The 17481-nt window shown below is 62.7% G+C and carries 15 protein-coding genes; 13 read left to right on the forward strand and 2 right to left on the reverse strand.

Annotated elements, in window-relative coordinates; genetic code table 11:
• Positions 1 to 110: 110 nt before the first annotated feature.
• From ACO06J_RS17435 to ACO06J_RS17465, 7 genes are all read left to right on the forward strand, one after another.
• Positions 111 to 269, forward strand: a complete 159-nt coding sequence (locus tag ACO06J_RS17435; protein WP_421761983.1) for a hypothetical protein — start codon at positions 111 to 113, stop codon at positions 267 to 269.
• A gap of 89 nt (positions 270 to 358) precedes the next feature.
• Positions 359 to 1267 (forward strand): phosphotransferase family protein, encoded by a 909-nt coding sequence (locus ACO06J_RS17440; protein WP_421761984.1) that lies wholly within the window; start codon positions 359 to 361, stop codon positions 1265 to 1267.
• Positions 1268 to 1473: 206 nt separating this feature from the next.
• On the forward strand, positions 1474 to 2724 hold the full coding sequence (locus ACO06J_RS17445) for an ABC transporter substrate-binding protein (protein ID WP_421761985.1): 1251 nt from the start codon (positions 1474 to 1476) through the stop codon (positions 2722 to 2724).
• Positions 2725 to 2802: 78 nt separating this feature from the next.
• Entirely contained in the window at positions 2803 to 3678 is an 876-nt protein-coding gene (locus ACO06J_RS17450) for a carbohydrate ABC transporter permease (protein ID WP_421761986.1), read from the forward strand.
• Positions 3675 to 4571: a carbohydrate ABC transporter permease gene (locus ACO06J_RS17455; protein ID WP_421761987.1), complete on the forward strand. Its 897-nt coding sequence runs from the start codon at positions 3675 to 3677 to the stop codon at positions 4569 to 4571. The genes ACO06J_RS17450 and ACO06J_RS17455 overlap by 4 nt, the downstream gene beginning before the upstream one ends.
• A complete protein-coding gene (locus ACO06J_RS17460; protein ID WP_421761988.1) occupies positions 4572 to 5618 on the forward strand; it encodes a LacI family DNA-binding transcriptional regulator in 1047 nt (348 codons plus the stop codon).
• A 52-nt stretch (positions 5619 to 5670) separates the two neighbouring features.
• Positions 5671 to 7581: a glycoside hydrolase family 127 protein gene (locus ACO06J_RS17465; RefSeq protein WP_421761989.1), complete on the forward strand. Its 1911-nt coding sequence runs from the start codon at positions 5671 to 5673 to the stop codon at positions 7579 to 7581.
• A 195-nt stretch (positions 7582 to 7776) separates the two neighbouring features.
• Here the strand turns inward: ACO06J_RS17465 and ACO06J_RS17470 are convergent, their stop codons facing one another.
• Complete coding sequence (locus ACO06J_RS17470) at positions 7777 to 8583, reverse strand: N-acyl amino acid synthase FeeM domain-containing protein (protein WP_421761990.1); 807 nt, start codon at positions 8581 to 8583, stop codon at positions 7777 to 7779.
• A gap of 155 nt (positions 8584 to 8738) precedes the next feature.
• Positions 8739 to 11051 (reverse strand): putative bifunctional diguanylate cyclase/phosphodiesterase, encoded by a 2313-nt coding sequence (locus ACO06J_RS17475; protein ID WP_421761991.1) that lies wholly within the window; start codon positions 11049 to 11051, stop codon positions 8739 to 8741.
• A gap of 325 nt (positions 11052 to 11376) precedes the next feature.
• On the opposite strand from ACO06J_RS17475, the gene ACO06J_RS17480 reads away from it, so the two are divergent.
• The 6 genes from ACO06J_RS17480 (at position 11377) to cysW (ending at position 17468) form a co-directional block, all read left to right on the forward strand.
• Complete coding sequence (locus tag ACO06J_RS17480) at positions 11377 to 11667, forward strand: 4a-hydroxytetrahydrobiopterin dehydratase (protein ID WP_421761992.1); 291 nt, start codon at positions 11377 to 11379, stop codon at positions 11665 to 11667.
• A 96-nt stretch (positions 11668 to 11763) separates the two neighbouring features.
• Positions 11764 to 13911, forward strand: a complete 2148-nt coding sequence (gene ybaL, locus ACO06J_RS17485; protein WP_421761993.1) for a YbaL family putative K(+) efflux transporter — start codon at positions 11764 to 11766, stop codon at positions 13909 to 13911.
• A gap of 98 nt (positions 13912 to 14009) precedes the next feature.
• Positions 14010 to 14438, forward strand: coding sequence for an RrF2 family transcriptional regulator (locus ACO06J_RS17490; RefSeq protein WP_421761994.1), 429 nt, complete (start codon positions 14010 to 14012; stop codon positions 14436 to 14438).
• Between the two features lie 211 nt (positions 14439 to 14649).
• A complete protein-coding gene (locus ACO06J_RS17495; protein ID WP_421761995.1) occupies positions 14650 to 15681 on the forward strand; it encodes a sulfate ABC transporter substrate-binding protein in 1032 nt (343 codons plus the stop codon).
• A 19-nt stretch (positions 15682 to 15700) separates the two neighbouring features.
• Entirely contained in the window at positions 15701 to 16573 is an 873-nt protein-coding gene (cysT, locus tag ACO06J_RS17500) for a sulfate ABC transporter permease subunit CysT (RefSeq protein ID WP_421762538.1), read from the forward strand.
• The gene (gene cysW / locus ACO06J_RS17505; protein WP_421761996.1) at positions 16566 to 17468 is read left to right on the forward strand and encodes a sulfate ABC transporter permease subunit CysW; all 903 of its coding nucleotides are present in this window, start codon (positions 16566 to 16568) and stop codon (positions 17466 to 17468) included. The genes cysT and cysW overlap by 8 nt, the downstream gene beginning before the upstream one ends.
• Positions 17469 to 17481: the final 13 nt, after the last annotated feature.

The raw sequence follows: 17481 nt of genomic DNA on the forward strand, positions 1-17481 counted from the left end.
AGCTAAGAAGAGATTACCAAAACGTGAAGACGATTTGGCAACCCGGCGGGGATCGTTCGCGTTGCTAACTCCAGACGATGGCCTTGAGGCTGTCACTCAGGAGAAACGCCATGACGCGCCTGCAAATTGAAAAGCTGCTGGAAAATGCTGTTGCCGAGGCCCTTGGCCTGCGCCGGGATGTCACCTCGCATCGTCGTGCGCCGCGCGGGCGCACTGCCGGCGTACGCCGCACGAAGTCGATGCCGCCCAAGGTGCAGCGCCGCGCGTGAGCCCCAATTGGGGCTGTATCCAGACCCTTCGAGGCAGTTGCGTTCGGCGGCAGGTGGGATAGATTCGCGTTGCCTGCCGGGGGGACCAGATGCGCGAGGCGCTCACCGTTACTCCGATCCCGGATCCAAAGGCTGATCTGGCACGCTATCGTGCCATCGTCATCGGGACTCTCCCGCAGTTTGCGGGTGCCGGATTCAGTCTGATTGGTGCGGGTTGGGATAGCGTCGCGCTGGAGTGCGACGGGTGGATATTCAAATTTGCGCGCCATGCCGACGCTGAAGTGCGGTTGCGGCGCGAGGTCGCGGTGCTCGCGTTTCTCAGGCCGCGCGTGACGATGTCGCTGCCGCAAATGGTCTGGCACGAGGGGCCGCAGCCGTTTTCGCAGCACAGGAAAATTGCCGGCACATCGCTCGAGGCCACAGACTATGAGGCGCTTGACGAGGGCCGCCGCAACGCGCTGGCCACGCGCATGGCTCAGCTTTATGCCGAACTGCACGCGCTGCCTTTGAACCGGATGCAGGCCGTCGGCGCGGTGGCGGTGGACCCATGGATGGCACCGGACGACGTTCTGGCGGGCGCGGAACCGCTGCTGGCGAAGAAGTTCTATCCGTTCCTCAAGCGCACCGTGAAAGCCTACCGCAAGCTGGCGATTGCCGGCGATGAGCTGGTCTATGGTTATTTCGACGGCCATGGCTGGAACATGGCGTTTGACCATGCGACGGGGATGCTCAACGGCGTGTTCGATTTCGCCGATTCCGGCTTTGGCTCACGCCATCGCGACCTCAGCTACAGCAACTGGATTTCCGCCGACCTCACGCTCCGGATCATCGCACGCTACGAGGTGCTGGCGAAGCGCGACGTGAACCGGGAACTGGTGATGCTCTACACTTCTGCCCTGAGGCTTTCAGAGCTGGCGGCGGGTGGCCTGCCGGAGCAACGGGCGGTGGAGAACGTGGTGAACTGGGTCAGCACGCTCGATAGCCTACCGCGCGGATAATCCAAGAAAAGCTTTTCCCAAGCTCTTGCCGAGGCTGGCAAAACATGCGAGGTAAAGCGCGAGAAAAGCTTTTCCCAAATCGTCAGGATGTTCCCTCAAAAAGGGTGCAGAACCCGACGGAAAAGCTTTTCCCGAGAGACAGAACCTCCGGCAAGGAGCCTTGCGCAGCAAGGGCCGGCGGTCTGATTGGCACGAGGGAGGAACTCATGAGAATGCCAAACCTGTGGCAGATGGCGCTTGCCGTCTCCATGTCGGCCACTGCCATTTTGCCTGGCGCGGCCTTTGCCGAAACGCTGAGCATGTTCGCGCGCGCATCGAGCTCGAACGCGGCCCAGCACATGATCGATCTGTGGAATTCGTCACATGACGACAAGATCGAGCTGACCACCATTCCCGACAACCAGATGGTGACCAAGCTGGCGACGGGCGTGCAGGCCGGTGACGTGCCGGACCTGATCTCGTTCGACCTGATCTTCATGCCCGACTTCATGAAAGCCGGGTTCCTGACAGACCTGACCGCGACGCTCGGCGCCGATCCGAACCAGGCCAAGGTCGCAAAGGCCTTCCGCGATCTCGCCACCTATGATGGCAAGCTCTATGGCACCGGCTTCACCCCGGACGTCTCGATCCTCTTGTACAACAAGGGCATCTTCAAGAAGGCCGGGCTCGATCCGGAACAGCCGCCCAAGACGCTGGCTGAGCTCCAGGATTATGCCACCAAGATCCATGCGGCCGACCCGTCGCTCTATGGCTATTATTTCTCCGGCTCGTGCGGCGGGTGCAATATCTTCACCCAGGCGCCGATGATGTGGGGCTCGGGCGCAACGCTCCTGCCCACGAGCGGCGATGCGCCGGCGATGGACGGTCCGGGCGTCAAGGAAGTGCTGACCATGCTCCACGACATGTGGGCGGCCGGCGTCATTCCGGAAAGCGCGGAAGCCGATACCGGGGCGAACTTCCAGGCGACGTTCGAAACCGGCACCATCGGCATGCAGGGCTCGGGTGGCTTTGCCATCGCGGCGCTTAAGGCCAACCATCCCGAGATCGACTTCGGCATCGCACCGCTGCCGGGCATCAAGGATGGCAACCAGTCGAGCTTTGTCGGCGGTGACGTGATCGCCATCCCGACCGGCTCCAAGCATGCAGACCTCGCCACCAAGTTCATCCAGTGGCAGCTGACCGACGAAGCACAGCTCCAGGGCCTCGCCAAGAACCTGATCCTGCCCTCACGCTCGGATCTGGCCGACAACGAGTTCTTCAAGGCCGAACCGCGCTACGTCACCACCGCGCAGGCGGTGGGCATCGGGCAGACACCCTATGCCTTCCACTTCAACGACATGGTCAATGCCGACCAGTCGCCGTGGCTGACGATGATCCAGACGGCAGTGTTCGACGGCGATATCGACGGCGCCATCCAGGCGGCGCGCGACGCCATGCACGCCATCGCGGCGCAGTAAACGGTCCTCCCGGACCCCGGGGTTCGCGGCTTCTGCCGTGAACCCCAATCTTTCCGAATTGAGAACAGGAGCCACTTCGTGATCCGGGCGCTGCGCAACAGCGAAGGCTTTCTCTATGTCCTGCCGGCACTGGCCTTTGTGGGGCTGTTTGTGTTCTGGCCGCTGGGGCAGCTGGTCTATCTGTCGCTGACCGACGCCTCGCTGCTCGGCGGTGGCAAGTTCATCGGCTTTGCCAATTACATCAAGGCGTTCAGCGATGCCGCGTTCTGGCGCGCGCTGTGGTTCACTGTCAAGTACACGGTGTTCATCACGCCGTTCCTGATGGGGCTCGGCTTCGCGCTGGCCCTGCTGACGGCCCCCAACCGGCCGCTGCAGCAATTCGCGCGCGCCACGGTGTTCCTGCCAGTGGTGATCGGGCTCGGCGCTTCGAGTCTCCTCTGGTTCTGGCTGTTCGACCAGCAGGTGGGCCTGTTCAACCGGTTCCTCGTCGATATCCATGTGCTGGCGGAGCCTGCCGTGTGGTTCACCAAGACGGATATGGCGCTGGTCGCGGTGACGATTTCGGTCACCTGGAAAGTGGTGGGCTTCGGCATGCTGCTGTTTGTCGCCGGCATCCAGTCGATCAATGGCGAGATCGGGGAGGCGGCGCTGATCGATGGCGGCAATTATTGGCAGCGCGTCTGGTACATCATCCTGCCGCTGTCGCTCAGGGTGATCCTTCTGACCACGCTGATCTCGGTGATCGGCTCGATGCTGGCCTTTGACCAGTTCTACATCATGACCGGCGGCAACCCGCGCGGGCAGACCTTCACCTCGGTGTACTGGATTTACCAGAACAGCTTCATTTCTTTCAAACTCGGCTATGGCGCCGCCCTGTCGATCATTTTGACGCTGATCATCCTGGTCTTTTCATCGATCCAGGTGGCGCTTTCGAACCGGAGTCCCAAGTCATGACCACGCTGATCGAAACGGCAGCGCCGGCCAAGGCCAAGGAATATGTGTCCCGCGCGGCGGGCGAAAGCCGGCCGATCGGCTATATCGTTGCGGCGGTTCTCGTCGCCGTTGTGGTCATCATGCTGGCGCCGCTGGTGCTGTCGCTGTTCGCCTCGATCAAGCCGATGGCGGAAGCGCATGAGACACCGCCCAACTACCTGCCGCATGGGTTCACCATCGAGAACTACGTCAAGGTGTTCCAGTACCAGGCGGGGTTCCTGACCTACCTCAGCAATTCCATCATCGTGGCGGGGCTGACGATCGTCCTCTGTCTCGCGCTGGCCATACCTGCGGGCTACGGGCTGGCGCGGTTCAAGATCCGGTTCAAGGAATTCTGGTTCATCCTGCTGCTCGCGCCGCTGATGGTGCCCTACCAGGCGCTGCTGACGCCGCTTTACCTGACGTTTTCCAAGATCGGGCTCGCCAATTCGCATCTCGGGCTCGCCATGGTGCACACGATCCTGCAACTGCCGTTCTCGATCTACCTGATGCGCAACAGTTTCGAGAGCATTCCGCGGGAGCTCGAAGAGGCGGCGAAGGTCGATGGCAGCACGTCGTTCCAGGCACTGCGCGGCATCTTTTTGCCGCTGGTGGTGCCGGGGATCGTGACGGTAGCGCTGTTTGCGTTCATTGCCAGCTGGAACGAGTTCCTCTCGGCACTGATCTTCATGAACAAGGAGAGCTCGTTCACCGTGCCGATCATGCTGGTCAGCGTGCGGGCAGGGCGGCTCGGGGCGGTGGATTGGGGTGCGCTGCAGGCAGGGGTAATCCTTTCGATCCTGCCGTGCGTGCTGATTTACGTTTTGCTGCAGAAGTACTACGTGGCCGGCTTCCTCAATGGTGCCGTGAAGTAAATGAGTGATACGCCTCCCAACGGGCCCGGCGACAAGGCCGGCCGGCACGGTCCGACCATCCGCGATGTAGCGCGGCTGGCGGGCGTGTCGATCGGCACGGCGTCCAAGGCGCTCAATGCCAATGGGCGGCTGAGGCAGGAGACGCGCGACAAGGTCAATGAGGTGGCCCTGCAGATCGGCTACCGGCCCAATGACATGGCACAGAGTCTCCACCGGACGCGGTCGATGACCGTCGGAGTGCTGTCGACGGACTCGTTCGGGCGCTTCACGCTGCCGATCTTCCAGGCGCTGGAAGAGCAGTTTGCCGACCAGGGCATTGCCATTTTCATGTGCAATGCCACCGACGATCCGGCGCGGGAGCGCCAGCATCTCGATCAGTTGCTGGGTAAGCGCATCGACGGCCTGGTGGTGACGGCGCGCCGGGCTGACAAGCGGGCGCCAGTCGGGCCGCTGCCGCCAGGGCTGCCGGTGATCTATGTCTATTCGCAGGCTGACGATGGTGATGCGCTGTCGCTGTTGTCGGATGAAGAAGATGGCGCGCGCCAGGCAGTCAATCACCTGATCGAAGTCGGTTGCACGCGCATCGCCTATCTCACGGGTCCTGAGCATTTCGAAGCGGTGCTGCAGCGCAAGCTTGGCTATCACGCGGCGCTGGCAGAGGCGGGGCTGCCAGAGCATCCAGGCTACTATCTCTCCGGAAAATGGTCGGAGGCCTGGGGCCGCGAGGCCGTGGCGGCGCTGTTCGATGGGGCCGGCGAGCGGCCGGATGGATTGTTTTGCGGCAATGACCAGATCGCGCGTGGCGCGGTGGATGCGCTCCGCGAACGCGGCATCAAGGTGCCGGAGGAAGTGGCGATTGTCGGGTTCGACAACTGGGAGGTGATGACCTCCGCGGCGCGGCCGCCACTCACCAGTGTCGATATGAATCTCTCCGCTCTCGGGCACGAGGCGGGACGGCTGCTGATCGGCATGATCGGCGGCGAGAGATTGCGCGGCATCCGCCGCCTGCCCTGCACGCTGGTCGTCCGGGAATCGACCAAACGCTAGAAACGAGAAACGAAACCGCCTTTCAAAAAGGGCGGAGCCAAAGGGAGTTATGATGAGCCAGTACCACTCAGTCCGCTTTGTCGATGTGCGCCTTGAGGGCGATTTCTGGAAGGAGCGGCTGGACACCGTTCTGGCCAAGACCATCCCGAGCCAGCACAAGAAGCTGGCCGAATATGGCCTCCTTGACTCGCTGAAGCTGCCCAACCCGCCGCCGCCGCTGCGCTTTCCGCGCCACCCGAACGGTTTCACCGTGCAGGTGTTCTGGGATTCAGACGTCGGCAAGTGGATCGAGGCGGCGAGCTATGCACTGAGCCACCGGCGCGATGCCGATATCGAGGCCAAGATCGAAGCCATCGTCGATGACTTCGAAAAGGCGCAGCTGCCGGACGGCTATCTCAACTGCTGGTATCTCGGCCGGGAGCCGGAAAAGCGCTGGTCGAACATGCGCGACAACCATGAACTCTATAATGCCGGGCATATGCTCGAGGGCGCCATCGCCTATTTCGAGACCACCGGGCGCCGGCGCTGGCTCGATATCATGGAGCGCTATGTCGAGCACATCCGGCAGACCTTCGGCACCGGGCCGGGGCAAAAGCGCGGCTATTGCGGGCACCAGGAAATCGAGATCGCGCTGATCAAGCTCTATCACCTCACCAAGGAGAAAAAGCACCTCGACCTCGCGGCCTATTTCATCAACGAGCGCGGCAACCAGCCGCCGCATTATTTCGATGTCGAACGCGAGGAGCGCATCAAGAAGGGCTGGGAGATGCAGCGCTACGCGCAGTCCAACTACGAGTACAGCCAGTCGCACAAGCCGGTGCGCGAGCAGGACAAGGTGGTCGGGCACGCCGTGCGCGCGATGTACATGTATACTGCGATGGCCGACCTCGCGGTGGAGCTGAACGATGCGGGGCTGAGGAAAGCCTGCGAGACGCTCTGGGATGACGTGATGGTCACCAAGATGTACGTCACCGCCGGGCTCGGGCCGTCGGAGCACAACGAGGGCTTCACCTACGACTACGACCTGCCCAACCAGACCGCGTACGCAGAGACGTGCGCTTCGGTGGCGTTGATCTTTTGGGCGCAGCGCATGCTGCATCTCGATCTTGACGGCAAGTATGCTGATATCCTTGAGCTGGCATTGTTCAATGGCGCGCTCTCGGGGCTCAGCCGCGATGGCGAGCACTACTTCTACATGAACCCGCTGGAGAGCAACGGTTCGGCCAATCGCTGGGACTGGCACACCTGCCCGTGCTGCACGATGAACGTATCGCGGCTGGTGGCGTCGGTTGGGGGGTACTTCGTCTCGACGGCGCCGGACGGCATTGCCTTCCATCTCTATGGCGGCATCTCGTCCAATTTGGATGTTGGCGGCACGGCAGTGGCGGTGCGCGAGACTTCGAACTACCCGTGGTCGGGCGCCATTTCGATCAGTGTCGATCCGGCAACGCCCAAGGCGTTTGATTTGAAGCTCCGCGTGCCAGGCTGGTGCAAGCGCGCGACGGCCAAGGTGAATGGCGAAACGATCACGCTGTCGCCATCGAAGGGCTACGCCACCATCCACCGCACCTGGAGCAAGGGCGACACCATCACGCTCGATCTGCCGATGCCGGCAGAGCGGATGTTCGCCAATCCGGCGGTGATCATGGACGTTGGCCGGGTGGCGCTGAAGCGCGGCCCGCTGGTCTACTGCGTCGAGGAAGCGGACAATCCGGGCGGGCGGGTGCAGCGGCTGAAGCTGTCGCGGCAATCGGAGATCGTGGTCGGCGAAAACCGCGATGCGGTGCTGGGTGGCCTCGTGACACTCACTGCGTCGGGCAAGGCGATCGATGAGAGCGACTGGTCGGGGCTCTATCGCACGGCGCCGCCAAGAGAGGCAGCAGCAACGCTCACGGCGGTGCCCTATTACCTCTGGGCCAACCGCGGCAAGGGTTCGATGGTGGTCTGGGTCCCCGAGGCATAGGCCTCGGGTAACCTCTATTTGCATGTGAACGACTAAAGGCCCCCTCACCCGCCGCTCCGCGGCGACCTCTCCCCCAAAGGGAGAGGTGGTGGGGCAGCATGATCGTGCCTCTCATTACCTCCCTTTTGGGGGAGAGGTCGGCCGAAGGTCGGGTGAGGGGGGCCTACTTTTAAGCTCCCTGCCTATGTCCTCGCGTCAGGCCGTCACTGCGGGGGCGGCGTGAGTTCCGAACGCGGTTTCGAGCAGGGCGCGCTCATAGGCGAGGCGCGAACTGGTGCGCTGCGGGGTCTCGAACTTGTCGTCGAACGGCCGGTCGAACAGCTGCCGGCGCTCCGTCTCGGTCGACATGAAGAACGGGTAGCGCGTGAAGATCGAGTGGTGGCGGGTTTCCTCGACCCGGGCGCCATAGAGCGTCACCGGGAAGGCGAGGCCCGGATAGGTGCGCACGTCGCTCATCGGCTCGGACTGGAAGACGCGCCGGTAGAACGCCGTATGCTCGGGGCGCACCAGCGACAGGCACATCGTGGCCTCGTAATGGACCGTTGCCATTACCGCGAGGCGCAGCGTCAGGAACGGCAGCGCCGGGTAGGCGAGCGAAGCTTCATAATCGGAGGTGAAGCGGCTGGGATCGATGAACCTTTCGCCGCGATCGACCAGCGGCTGCAGCACATCAGGGAAGCTCTTCATGCTCGGCCCGATCGGGTGGCGCGCGCTGATGTGGTGCATGCGGAGCGAACTCACCAGTTCGCCATCGATATGCACGCCAAAGCACATGCCATTGGGCGCGGTGTCGAGATCGTCGACCACGACGCCCGCATCGTTGAACGGAACAGATTCTTCCCGCCGATACGCTTCATAGCGCAGCCGGTAGATCGGATTGTCGGTGACATCCATGCGCACGCGGGAATATTCGACGCGATCGAGGATATCCAGAAGGGTGCCTGCAAAACGGGAGGGCCCAGGCGTCGTCGTGGCCGCCGGGGCCTCAGTATCGGTACGCATTAGGAACTCCGCACAATTATACGAAGCACCTTAACCTTTCGTTAGCCATATTTGAATTGGGATTTTTGCAATGCGGCCACCAGCCAGACGCATCTGCCCGCGTGCCGACGCCGCTGCGGCCAAAAAATGTCAGAGCCGAAAGATGTTAACGCAGATTAACCACGTTTGCGGTTTGGCACGACGGTGAGCACTTCCGGCTCACTAGGCAGCGGCGAGCGGGCGGCCATGCGCGCAATCAGCTCGGCGACATCGCGGCGGGGCAGGGGTACGCCGAACAGGTAGCCCTGGATCTGGTCGACCTTGGAGTGCTCGGCGATGAGGTTGAGCTGATCCTCGGTCTCGACGCCTTCGGCAGTGACGGTGAGGTTGATGTCCTTGCCGAGCTGGGCGACGTTGCTGAGCAGCTTCAGGGCGCGCGGGTTCTCGACGATATCCATGACGAAGCTGCGGTCGATCTTCAGCTTGGTGAAGGGTAGTGCCTGCAGATAGCTCAGCGACGAGTAGCCGGTGCCAAAATCGTCGAGCGCGATGCCGATGCCCTGTTTGGCCAGCTTGCTGAGGATCTTGGTGGCGGTGGCCTTTTCCTCGAGCAGCGCGGTCTCGGTCACTTCGATTTCCAGCCGTTGCGGGGCGAGCCCCGAACTTGCCAGTGCTTCCCTGACCATGGCCGCGACATCGTCGTTGCGGAAATCGCGCGCCGAGATGTTCACCGATATGGAGACTTCCTCGGGCCAGTTGCGGCACTCGGCAGTCGCCGATTTCAGCACCCAGCGGCTGATATCGGAGATGATGCCGGTCTCCTCGGCAATGGGGATGAACAGCGAGGGCGGGATGGAGCCGAGCTCGGGGTGCTGCCAGCGTGCCAGGGCTTCGCAGCTCACCACGCGGCGCGACTTGAGGTCGACGATCGGCTGGTAGACGAGGGTGAGGCCACCGGCCGCAACGGTTGCCTTGAGGTCCGCCTTCAACCGCTGGCGGTAGCGGTAGTCGGTGTCCATCTCATCGTGGAACACCTGCGCCTGACCCTTGCCGAATGCCTTGGCCTTGTAGAGCGCGAGGTCGGCCTTGGTCATCAGGGCATCGAGATCATCGGCGCGCTCGACGGCGGTGACGATGCCGATACTGACATTGACGGCAAAGACTTCGCCGGCGACCTCGAACGGGCCGCTGAACGCGTTGAGGATCGCTTCGGCGTCGGTGGTGGTGTCGGCGGTCGAAACCCCGCCCGAACGGTAGATGACGTATTCGTCGCCACCCAGGCGGGCCACAAGGCTGTCGCGGCCCAGCGCCCGGGTCAGGCGCTCGGAGGTTTCGATCAGCACGCGGTCGCCGATCAGGTGCCCCATGGTGTCGTTGACATGCTTGAAATCGTCGATGTCGACGATCATCAGCATGGCCATGTCAGAATGTTTGCCGGTGCGCGCACCCTTGTTGGCGGGGCGCCGGTTGTGGCGGCGGCGCTCAAGGTCGGCATCGACCTGTTCGGTAAAATAGGCGCGGTTGGGCAGACCCGTCAGCGTGTCGTAATGCGCCATGTAGTTGATGCGCTCTTCGGCCTTGACGCGTTCGGTGATGTCTTCGAACAGCAGCACGGTCTTGTCCTGGCGCGATGACACGGTCACCTCGCAGAACTGCCCCTCGTCGAGCCGCAGCAGCACCTTGCCGCCAGTGCCGTCTTCGACCGTTTCCTGCAATTGCTGCGCGGAGCGGGCCGGGATGGTGCCGCGTTCGGCGGCGGCAGACATCATGGCCGAGAACGGCCGGCCACCCCAGTTGCCTGGCACGAATCGCGAAAAGACCAGCTCGGCCCGATCATTGGTGACGGCGATGACGCCCTGCTCGTCCAGCATGCAGATGCCGTGCTGCATGGTTTCGAGCGCTGCATCGAGTTCGGCGGCGAGCCGGCTGGCTTCGACCCGCCCGCGCACGGCGCGCAGGAGGATGCCGCGGACATTGGCGGCAAGGCGGCGGAGGCTGGCGAAATAGGGGAGGAAGATGAAGGAGAGCAGCGCAGTAAAGAAGTGCCCGTCAAGGATCATGCCGATCCAGGTGGGAATGCAGATCAGCATCACCTGGGTCATCATCACGCGCTCGACCGCAAAGTTGCGCGCCGTGACGCCGACCAGAACCGCCATCGAGACGCCGAGGCTCGCCAGTTCTGCAAAGAAGGTGTTGACGACGAGGAAGCTATAGGCCGTCCAGGTGCCGTAAAGCAGCGCAATGGCGCCGCTGCCGATCATGGCGCGCTTTTCCCAGCGAGCGGCGCTCACGACGTCGGTTTCGTCGTGTTCCTCGCGCTCGAACATGATCATGTCGATGTTGCGGCCGATGCCGACAACAACAAAAGCCATGGCGATCAACAGCAGGACGACGGACTGCGACTCAAGCCAAGTCAAGGCCACGGCAGCAGCCGAGCCATAAGCGCCAAGAGCCTGTGACCGCCGATCCGTATAAAGTGACCGGATCATCGAAACGTAATCGATTGGCGGCAATGATTTATGTGCTGGTTCGAACATTAGCCTACACCGTCGATTGCCGACCCTGCCTTACAAGCCGTTAATGTCTGCTTTCGCCAAAGGTGTGGCGTTGGCCTAAACCGGCCCGTTTCGCCCCGCACGGCGGGCTATCGCGGCAAATGGTTTATGCTTTCTTTGCCCCAGGCCGGTCCGCTCTGCGACTGTTCGCGATGCCCGAAGAGTTGATAATACTGGATTTCGCGGGTGTGCGAAGGCGTCACGGATCGGGCGCACTCTGGCTCTATTGTTTGCGGCTTACCGACAAAGGATTGTCCAGATGGCCGACAAACTCAATACTGCCGACCGGGAGAAGGCGCTGCTGCGTCTCAATGGCTGGATCTATGACAGCAAGACCGACGCAATCAGCCACGATTTCAAGTTCAAGACGTTTTCCGAGGCGTTCGGGTTCATGACCCGCGTCGCACTCGCTGCCGAAAAGGCCGATCATCACCCCGAATGGTCGAACGTCTATAACAAGGTCACCATCACGCTCACCACACACGAGGCGGGCGGGCTGACCGGCAAAGACGTTGCGCTGGCCGAAAAGATCGACAAACTGCTGACCTGAACAGGGTCCGCCGCTTGCGATACGGCGCTTGATGCCCCATCTTAACGTCTTCGCGTTTCAACATAATCTGGATCCGTTCCGATAGAGGTCTCACCCATGCCGCACAGTACCCCGCTGATTTCGACGGTCGTCGTGGGTCTTGTGCTGGCATTTGTTTTGGGAGCGATCGCCAATCGGTTCCGGATGCCGCCGCTGGTGGGCTACCTGATCGCGGGTGTGCTCGTCGGGCCGTTTACGCCCGGGTTCGTCGCCGATGCGGAACTGGCCAACGAGCTGTCCGAAATCGGCGTGATCCTCCTGATGTTCGGAGTAGGGCTGCACTTTTCGCTGAAGGATCTGCTGAGTGTGCGGGCGCTCGCCATTCCGGGTGCACTGGTGCAGATCGGCGGTGCGACGCTCCTCGGGCTAGGCCTTGCAACGCTTCTGGGGTGGTCGTTGGGCGCCGGCCTGATGTTCGGGCTCGCGCTCTCGGTGGCCTCGACTGTGGTGCTGCTCAAGGCGCTGCAGGACCGGCACATGGTCGATAGCGAAAAGGGCCATCTGGCGGTTGGCTGGCTGATCGTTGAAGACCTGGTGATGGTGCTGGCGCTGGTGCTGATCCCGGCGATTGCGAGCGCCAACGGGGTCGAAGCGGCCCAAAGCCACGATCCCTTCGTCGACCTGGTCGAGCGCCTGCTCAATGCCGATGTTGGCATTTTCGGCATCCTTGCCATCGCGCTGATCAAGCTCGCGGCCTTTGTCGGCTTCATGCTGGTGGTGGGGCGGCGGGTGATCCCGGCGGTACTGCACTATACCGCCCACACCGGCAGCCGTGAACTGTTCCGCCTCGCGGTGCTGGCGATTGCGCTGGGCGTTGCGGCCGGTGCGGCATATCTCTTCGGCGTGTCGCTGGCGCTCGGGGCGTTCTTTGCCGGTATGATCCTGTCTGAAAGCGAGCTGTCGCAGCGGGCGGCGCAGGAGAGCCTGCCGCTGCGCGATGCGTTCGCGGTGTTGTTCTTTGTCGCCGTGGGCATGCTGTTTGACCCGATGATCGTGGTCAACAGCCCATGGCAGGTGCTGGCGACGGTGGCGATCATCGTCATCGGCAAGGCCATCCTGTCGTTTGCGATCGTGGTAGCACTGAAACGTTCGGTGGGAACCGCGCTGATCATTTCCGCCAGCCTTGCGCAGATCGGCGAGTTCTCGTTCATCCTCGCAACGCTTGGCGTCGGGCTCGGGATTTTGCCCACCGAAGGGCGCGACCTGATCCTCGCCGGGGCGATCATTTCGATCATCCTCAACCCGGTGGTGTTTTATGCCTTCGAGAAGGCGCGACCCTGGTTCGAGGCGCGGTTCGGCAGCCGGACCGCCGCTGTGGAAGCGGTGCGACAGGAGCCTGATCTCGTCGCCTCGGCGCCGCGTGCCACACCGGAAGCGCCAGCTGAAAACGAAGCGCCGGTGGTTGCCACCAGTAAGCATGACCACATCGTCCTGATCGGCTATGGCCGGGTGGGCACGGTGGTGGCCGAGGCGCTGAAGGCCGGGAAGCGGCCGTTCCTCCTCATTGAGGATGCAGACAACCGGGCCAATGCGGCGCGCGCTGCGGGCATTGAAGTGATCTCCGGCAATGCCGCCAGCGCCAAGGTGCTGGAACTGGCCAATGTCGATGCGGCCAGCACAGTGATCATTGCCATCCCCAATGCCTTCGAGGCGGGGCAGGCGACTGAGCAGTGCCGCAAGCATAACGGCAAGCTGCTGATCGTCGCGCGGGCGCATTCGGACGAGGAGGAGGCGCACCTCAAGCACCTCGGCGCCGATGTGGTGATTTTGGGCGAGCGCGAAATCGGGTTGGGCATGGTCGATGTGATCAGCCGCGACAGCCGTGCGGTTGCCGAGATCACGGCGGCCGACGCGGTGGAATCGGCGCTGGCCCCGCTTGCGGCGGCGGGGTCACTCGGCAAGGTGGATACGAACCGGCTCGAGGCGGCGATCGAAGCGGCGCAGGCCGAAGTTCGGCATGCCGACAGCGGCCCGGCCGAGCCGCCGGGCGTGGTGTCATCGTTGGGCGAGGAGCCGGAAGCGGCTGCTGAGCAGGGCGCGGCATTCGAGCAGCCGCAACCGGTGGTACAGCCCTACATGCCGCAGAGCCCGAAGCCGTCTGAGCCGGCGCGGGTCGCAGGGGTGCCGTACCACTCGGCCGCGGAACCCGAGGCAGAGGTGGAAGAAGTGTTCAATCCGGAAGTGCCGCCGCCTTTGCGCGCCTGATCGCGACGAGGCGTAGCGATTTGGCGAGGATTTGGATTATAGGGTGAGTGTCTTGAACGGCGGGGGCTCACCCCGACCGGCGCGGTGGTAGTGGCTAAATGATCTCACAGAAGGCTAAGTATGCCCTGAGGGCCCTCGTCGCGCTGTGCAAGGTGCCGCAGGGGGAGTCGGTGATGATCTCCGACATCGCCCGCGAACAGGCGATCCCCAAGAAATTCCTGGAGCAGATCCTTCTGGAACTCAAACGGGCCGGAATCGTGATGAGCCGGCGCGGGCGGCTCGGTGGCTACGTGCTGCTGAAGGCACCCGAGCACGTGACGTTCGGCGAAGTGCTGCGGCTGATCGATGGTCCGATCGCGCCGCTGCCCTGCCTCAGCAAGATCGCCTACCGCAAGTGCACCGATTGCGCCGAAGAGGCGACCTGCGAGATTCGCAGGGTGTTCGCTCACGTCACCATTGCGACCCGGGCGGTGCTGGATTCGACCACGCTGGCCGATGCGGTTGCAGGCGGCGAGATGCCGCTTTAGGGACGCGCCGACAGGGGGGTCACCTCGCGGGCTGGAGCAAACCGTTCCCCGCTTGGCTTGGAACCAAGCCCAACTTGAGTCATTTTACCCCAGAACCCATGTTCTGACGGAAACCTATTCCGTTGGGACCCTTCGCGCGGACAAATGGGTTTCTTGTTAATGCCGACTAAGCAGGTAGAGTAAGCGTAGTTATTCACCCCTGGGGGACATGATGAGGAAGACTGCAAAACTTCTCGCCTTTGGCGGGCTCGTTGCGGCCCTGGCGCTAAGTGGCGCCATCACCGTGCGCGCTGCCGACCAGACGCTGCTGAACGTGTCGTACGATCCGACCCGCGAGCTCTATGAAGACTACAACGCGGCGTTCGCGGCGCACTGGAAAGAGACGACGGGCAACAATGTCACCATCGACCAGAGCCATGGCGGCTCGGGCAAGCAGGCGCAGGCCGTGATCGACGGGCTCGATGCCGACGTCGTGACGCTGGCGCTTGAGGGCGACATCAACAAGATCGCCAAGGCAACCGGCAAGATCCCGGAAGACTGGCGCTCGAAGCTCGAAAACAACTCGACCCCCTACACCTCGACCATCATCTTCCTCGTGCGCAAGGGCAACCCCAAGGGCATTGCCGACTGGGGCGACTTGATCAAGGACGGCGTCGAAGTCATCACCCCGAACCCCAAGACCTCCGGTGGCGCGCGCTGGGCTTACCTCGCGGCCTGGGCCTGGGCCAACAAGACCAATGCCGGCGATGAAGCCAAGGATATTGAGTACATCAAGGCCCTCTATGGCCACGTGCCGGTGCTTGGTACCGGTGCCCGCGATTCGACCGTGACCTTCGCCCAGAAGGAACTGGGCGACGTGCTGCTCGCCTGGGAAAATGAGGCCTACCTGGTGCTCGACGAGTTCGGCGCCGACAATTTCGACATCGTCTATCCGCCGAGTTCGATCCTTGCCGAGCCCCCGGTCGCGGTGGTCGACAAGAACGCCGAAGCGCACGGCACCACCGAAGTCGCCAAGGCCTATCTCGAATATCTCTACTCGGCTGAAGGGCAGACCATCGCTGCCAAGCATCACTACCGTCCGGCCAAGCCCGACCTCGTGACCGACACAGCGCTGCTTGCCAACTTCCCAAAGCTCGATCTGGTGTCTATTGATGATCCGATCTTCGGGGGCTGGAAGACGGTGCAGCCCAAGCACTTCGGCGACGGCGGGATTTTTGACCAGATCTATGTCCCCAAGCAATAAGCCAGGCGTGACCGCCGGCATCCTGCGCCACCCCGCGAAAGCGGGGTGGAGTTTTGTCAGGCCCAGTGTGATCCCCGGTTTCGGGCTCACGCTGGGCTATACGCTGACCTATCTGAGCCTCATCGTTCTGATCCCGCTGGCGGCGCTGTTTCTCAAGGCCTTCACGCTGCCGTTTGACCAGATCATCAGGCTGGCGACGGCGCCACGCACCATCCACGCGCTGTCGGTCAGCTTTGGCTCGTCGCTGATTGCGGCTTTGGTCAACGTGGTCTTCGGGGTGATCATCGCCTGGGTGCTGGTGCGCTATAAATTCCCAGGCAAGCGCGTGCTTGATGCGATCGTCGATCTGCCGTTCGCCCTGCCGACAGCTGTGGCAGGCATTGCGCTCTCGAGCCTTTATGCCCCCAAGGGCTGGATCGGCTGGCTGGTCTCGGCCAATGGCCCGCTGCACCTGGGCTGGAAGATCGCCTACACGCCGACCGGTATCGTCATCGCGCTGATCTTTATCGGCCTGCCGTTCGTTGTCCGTACCGTGCAACCGGTACTCGAAGAGTTCGAGCAGGAGCTTGAGGAAGCGGCTGCAACGCTGGGCGCCAATCGCTGGCAGACCATCACGCAGGTGATCCTGCCGCGGCTGACGCCGGCGATCGTCACCGGCTTCGCGTTGGCTTTTGCGCGCGCGGTGGGTGAATACGGCTCGGTGATCTTCATTGCGGGAAACCTGCCCAACGATTCTGAGATCGCGCCGCTGCTGATCATCATCAAGCTCGAAGAGTTCGACCAGGCCGGCGCCTCGGTGATCGCGGTGATCATGCTGCTGATCGCCTTCCTGATGCTCCTCGTCATCAACCTCGTCCAGACCTGGTCGCGACGGAGGTTCGGCGATGTTTGATGAGAGCGACGTCGCCGTTTACGACAGCCGCCGCCCGCCCGAGGCGCCGGAACTCCACACCCGGCCCACGACCGAGCGGCGCTGGGTGAAGTGGACGCTGATCGGCATTGCCGTGGCGTTCATGCTGCTGGTGCTGGTGCTGCCGCTGGTGCTGGTGTTCGTCGAAGCGTTCAAAAAGGGCGTCGACGTGTATTTCAAATCCTTCAGCGACCGTAGCGCCATTGCCGCGATCCAGCTGACCCTTTTGGTGGCGGTCATCGCGGTGCCGATGAACCTGGTGTTCGGGGTCGCCGCCGCGTGGTGCGTCGCCAAGTACGAGTTCAAGGGCAAGGCGTTTCTCACCACGCTGATCGACCTGCCGTTCTCGATCTCGCCGGTGGTCTCGGGCATGGTCTACGTGCTGCTGTTCGGGGCGCAGAGCCTGATCGGGCCGTGGCTCAAGGCGCATGATATCGAGATCGTCTTCGCCGTGCCGGGCATCGTGCTCGCAACGATGTTCGTTACCTTCCCGTTTATCGCCCGCGAACTGGTTCCCTTGATGCAGGCGCAGGGCAATGTCGACGAGGAGGCAGCGATTTCGCTCGGCGCCACCGGCTGGCAGACCTTCTGGCGCGTGACGCTCCCCAATATCAAATGGGGCCTCCTCTATGGCGTGCTGCTCTGCAACGCCCGCGCCATGGGCGAGTTCGGGGCCGTCTCGGTGCTCTCCGGTCATATCCGGGGCAAGACCAACACCATGCCGCTCCATATCGAAATTCTGTACAACGAGTACAATTTCGCCGGAGCCTTCGCCGTCGCGTCGCTCTTGGCCATGCTGGCCCTTGTGACGCTGCTGTTGAAAACACTGCTGGAGTTCCGCTTCGGCGCCGAACTCGCCGGCACCCGCCGCCACTGAAAGGCCAGAGCTT

Source organism: Devosia sp. (assembly GCF_965229025.1).
Taxonomy (GTDB): domain Bacteria; phylum Pseudomonadota; class Alphaproteobacteria; order Rhizobiales; family Devosiaceae; genus Devosia_A.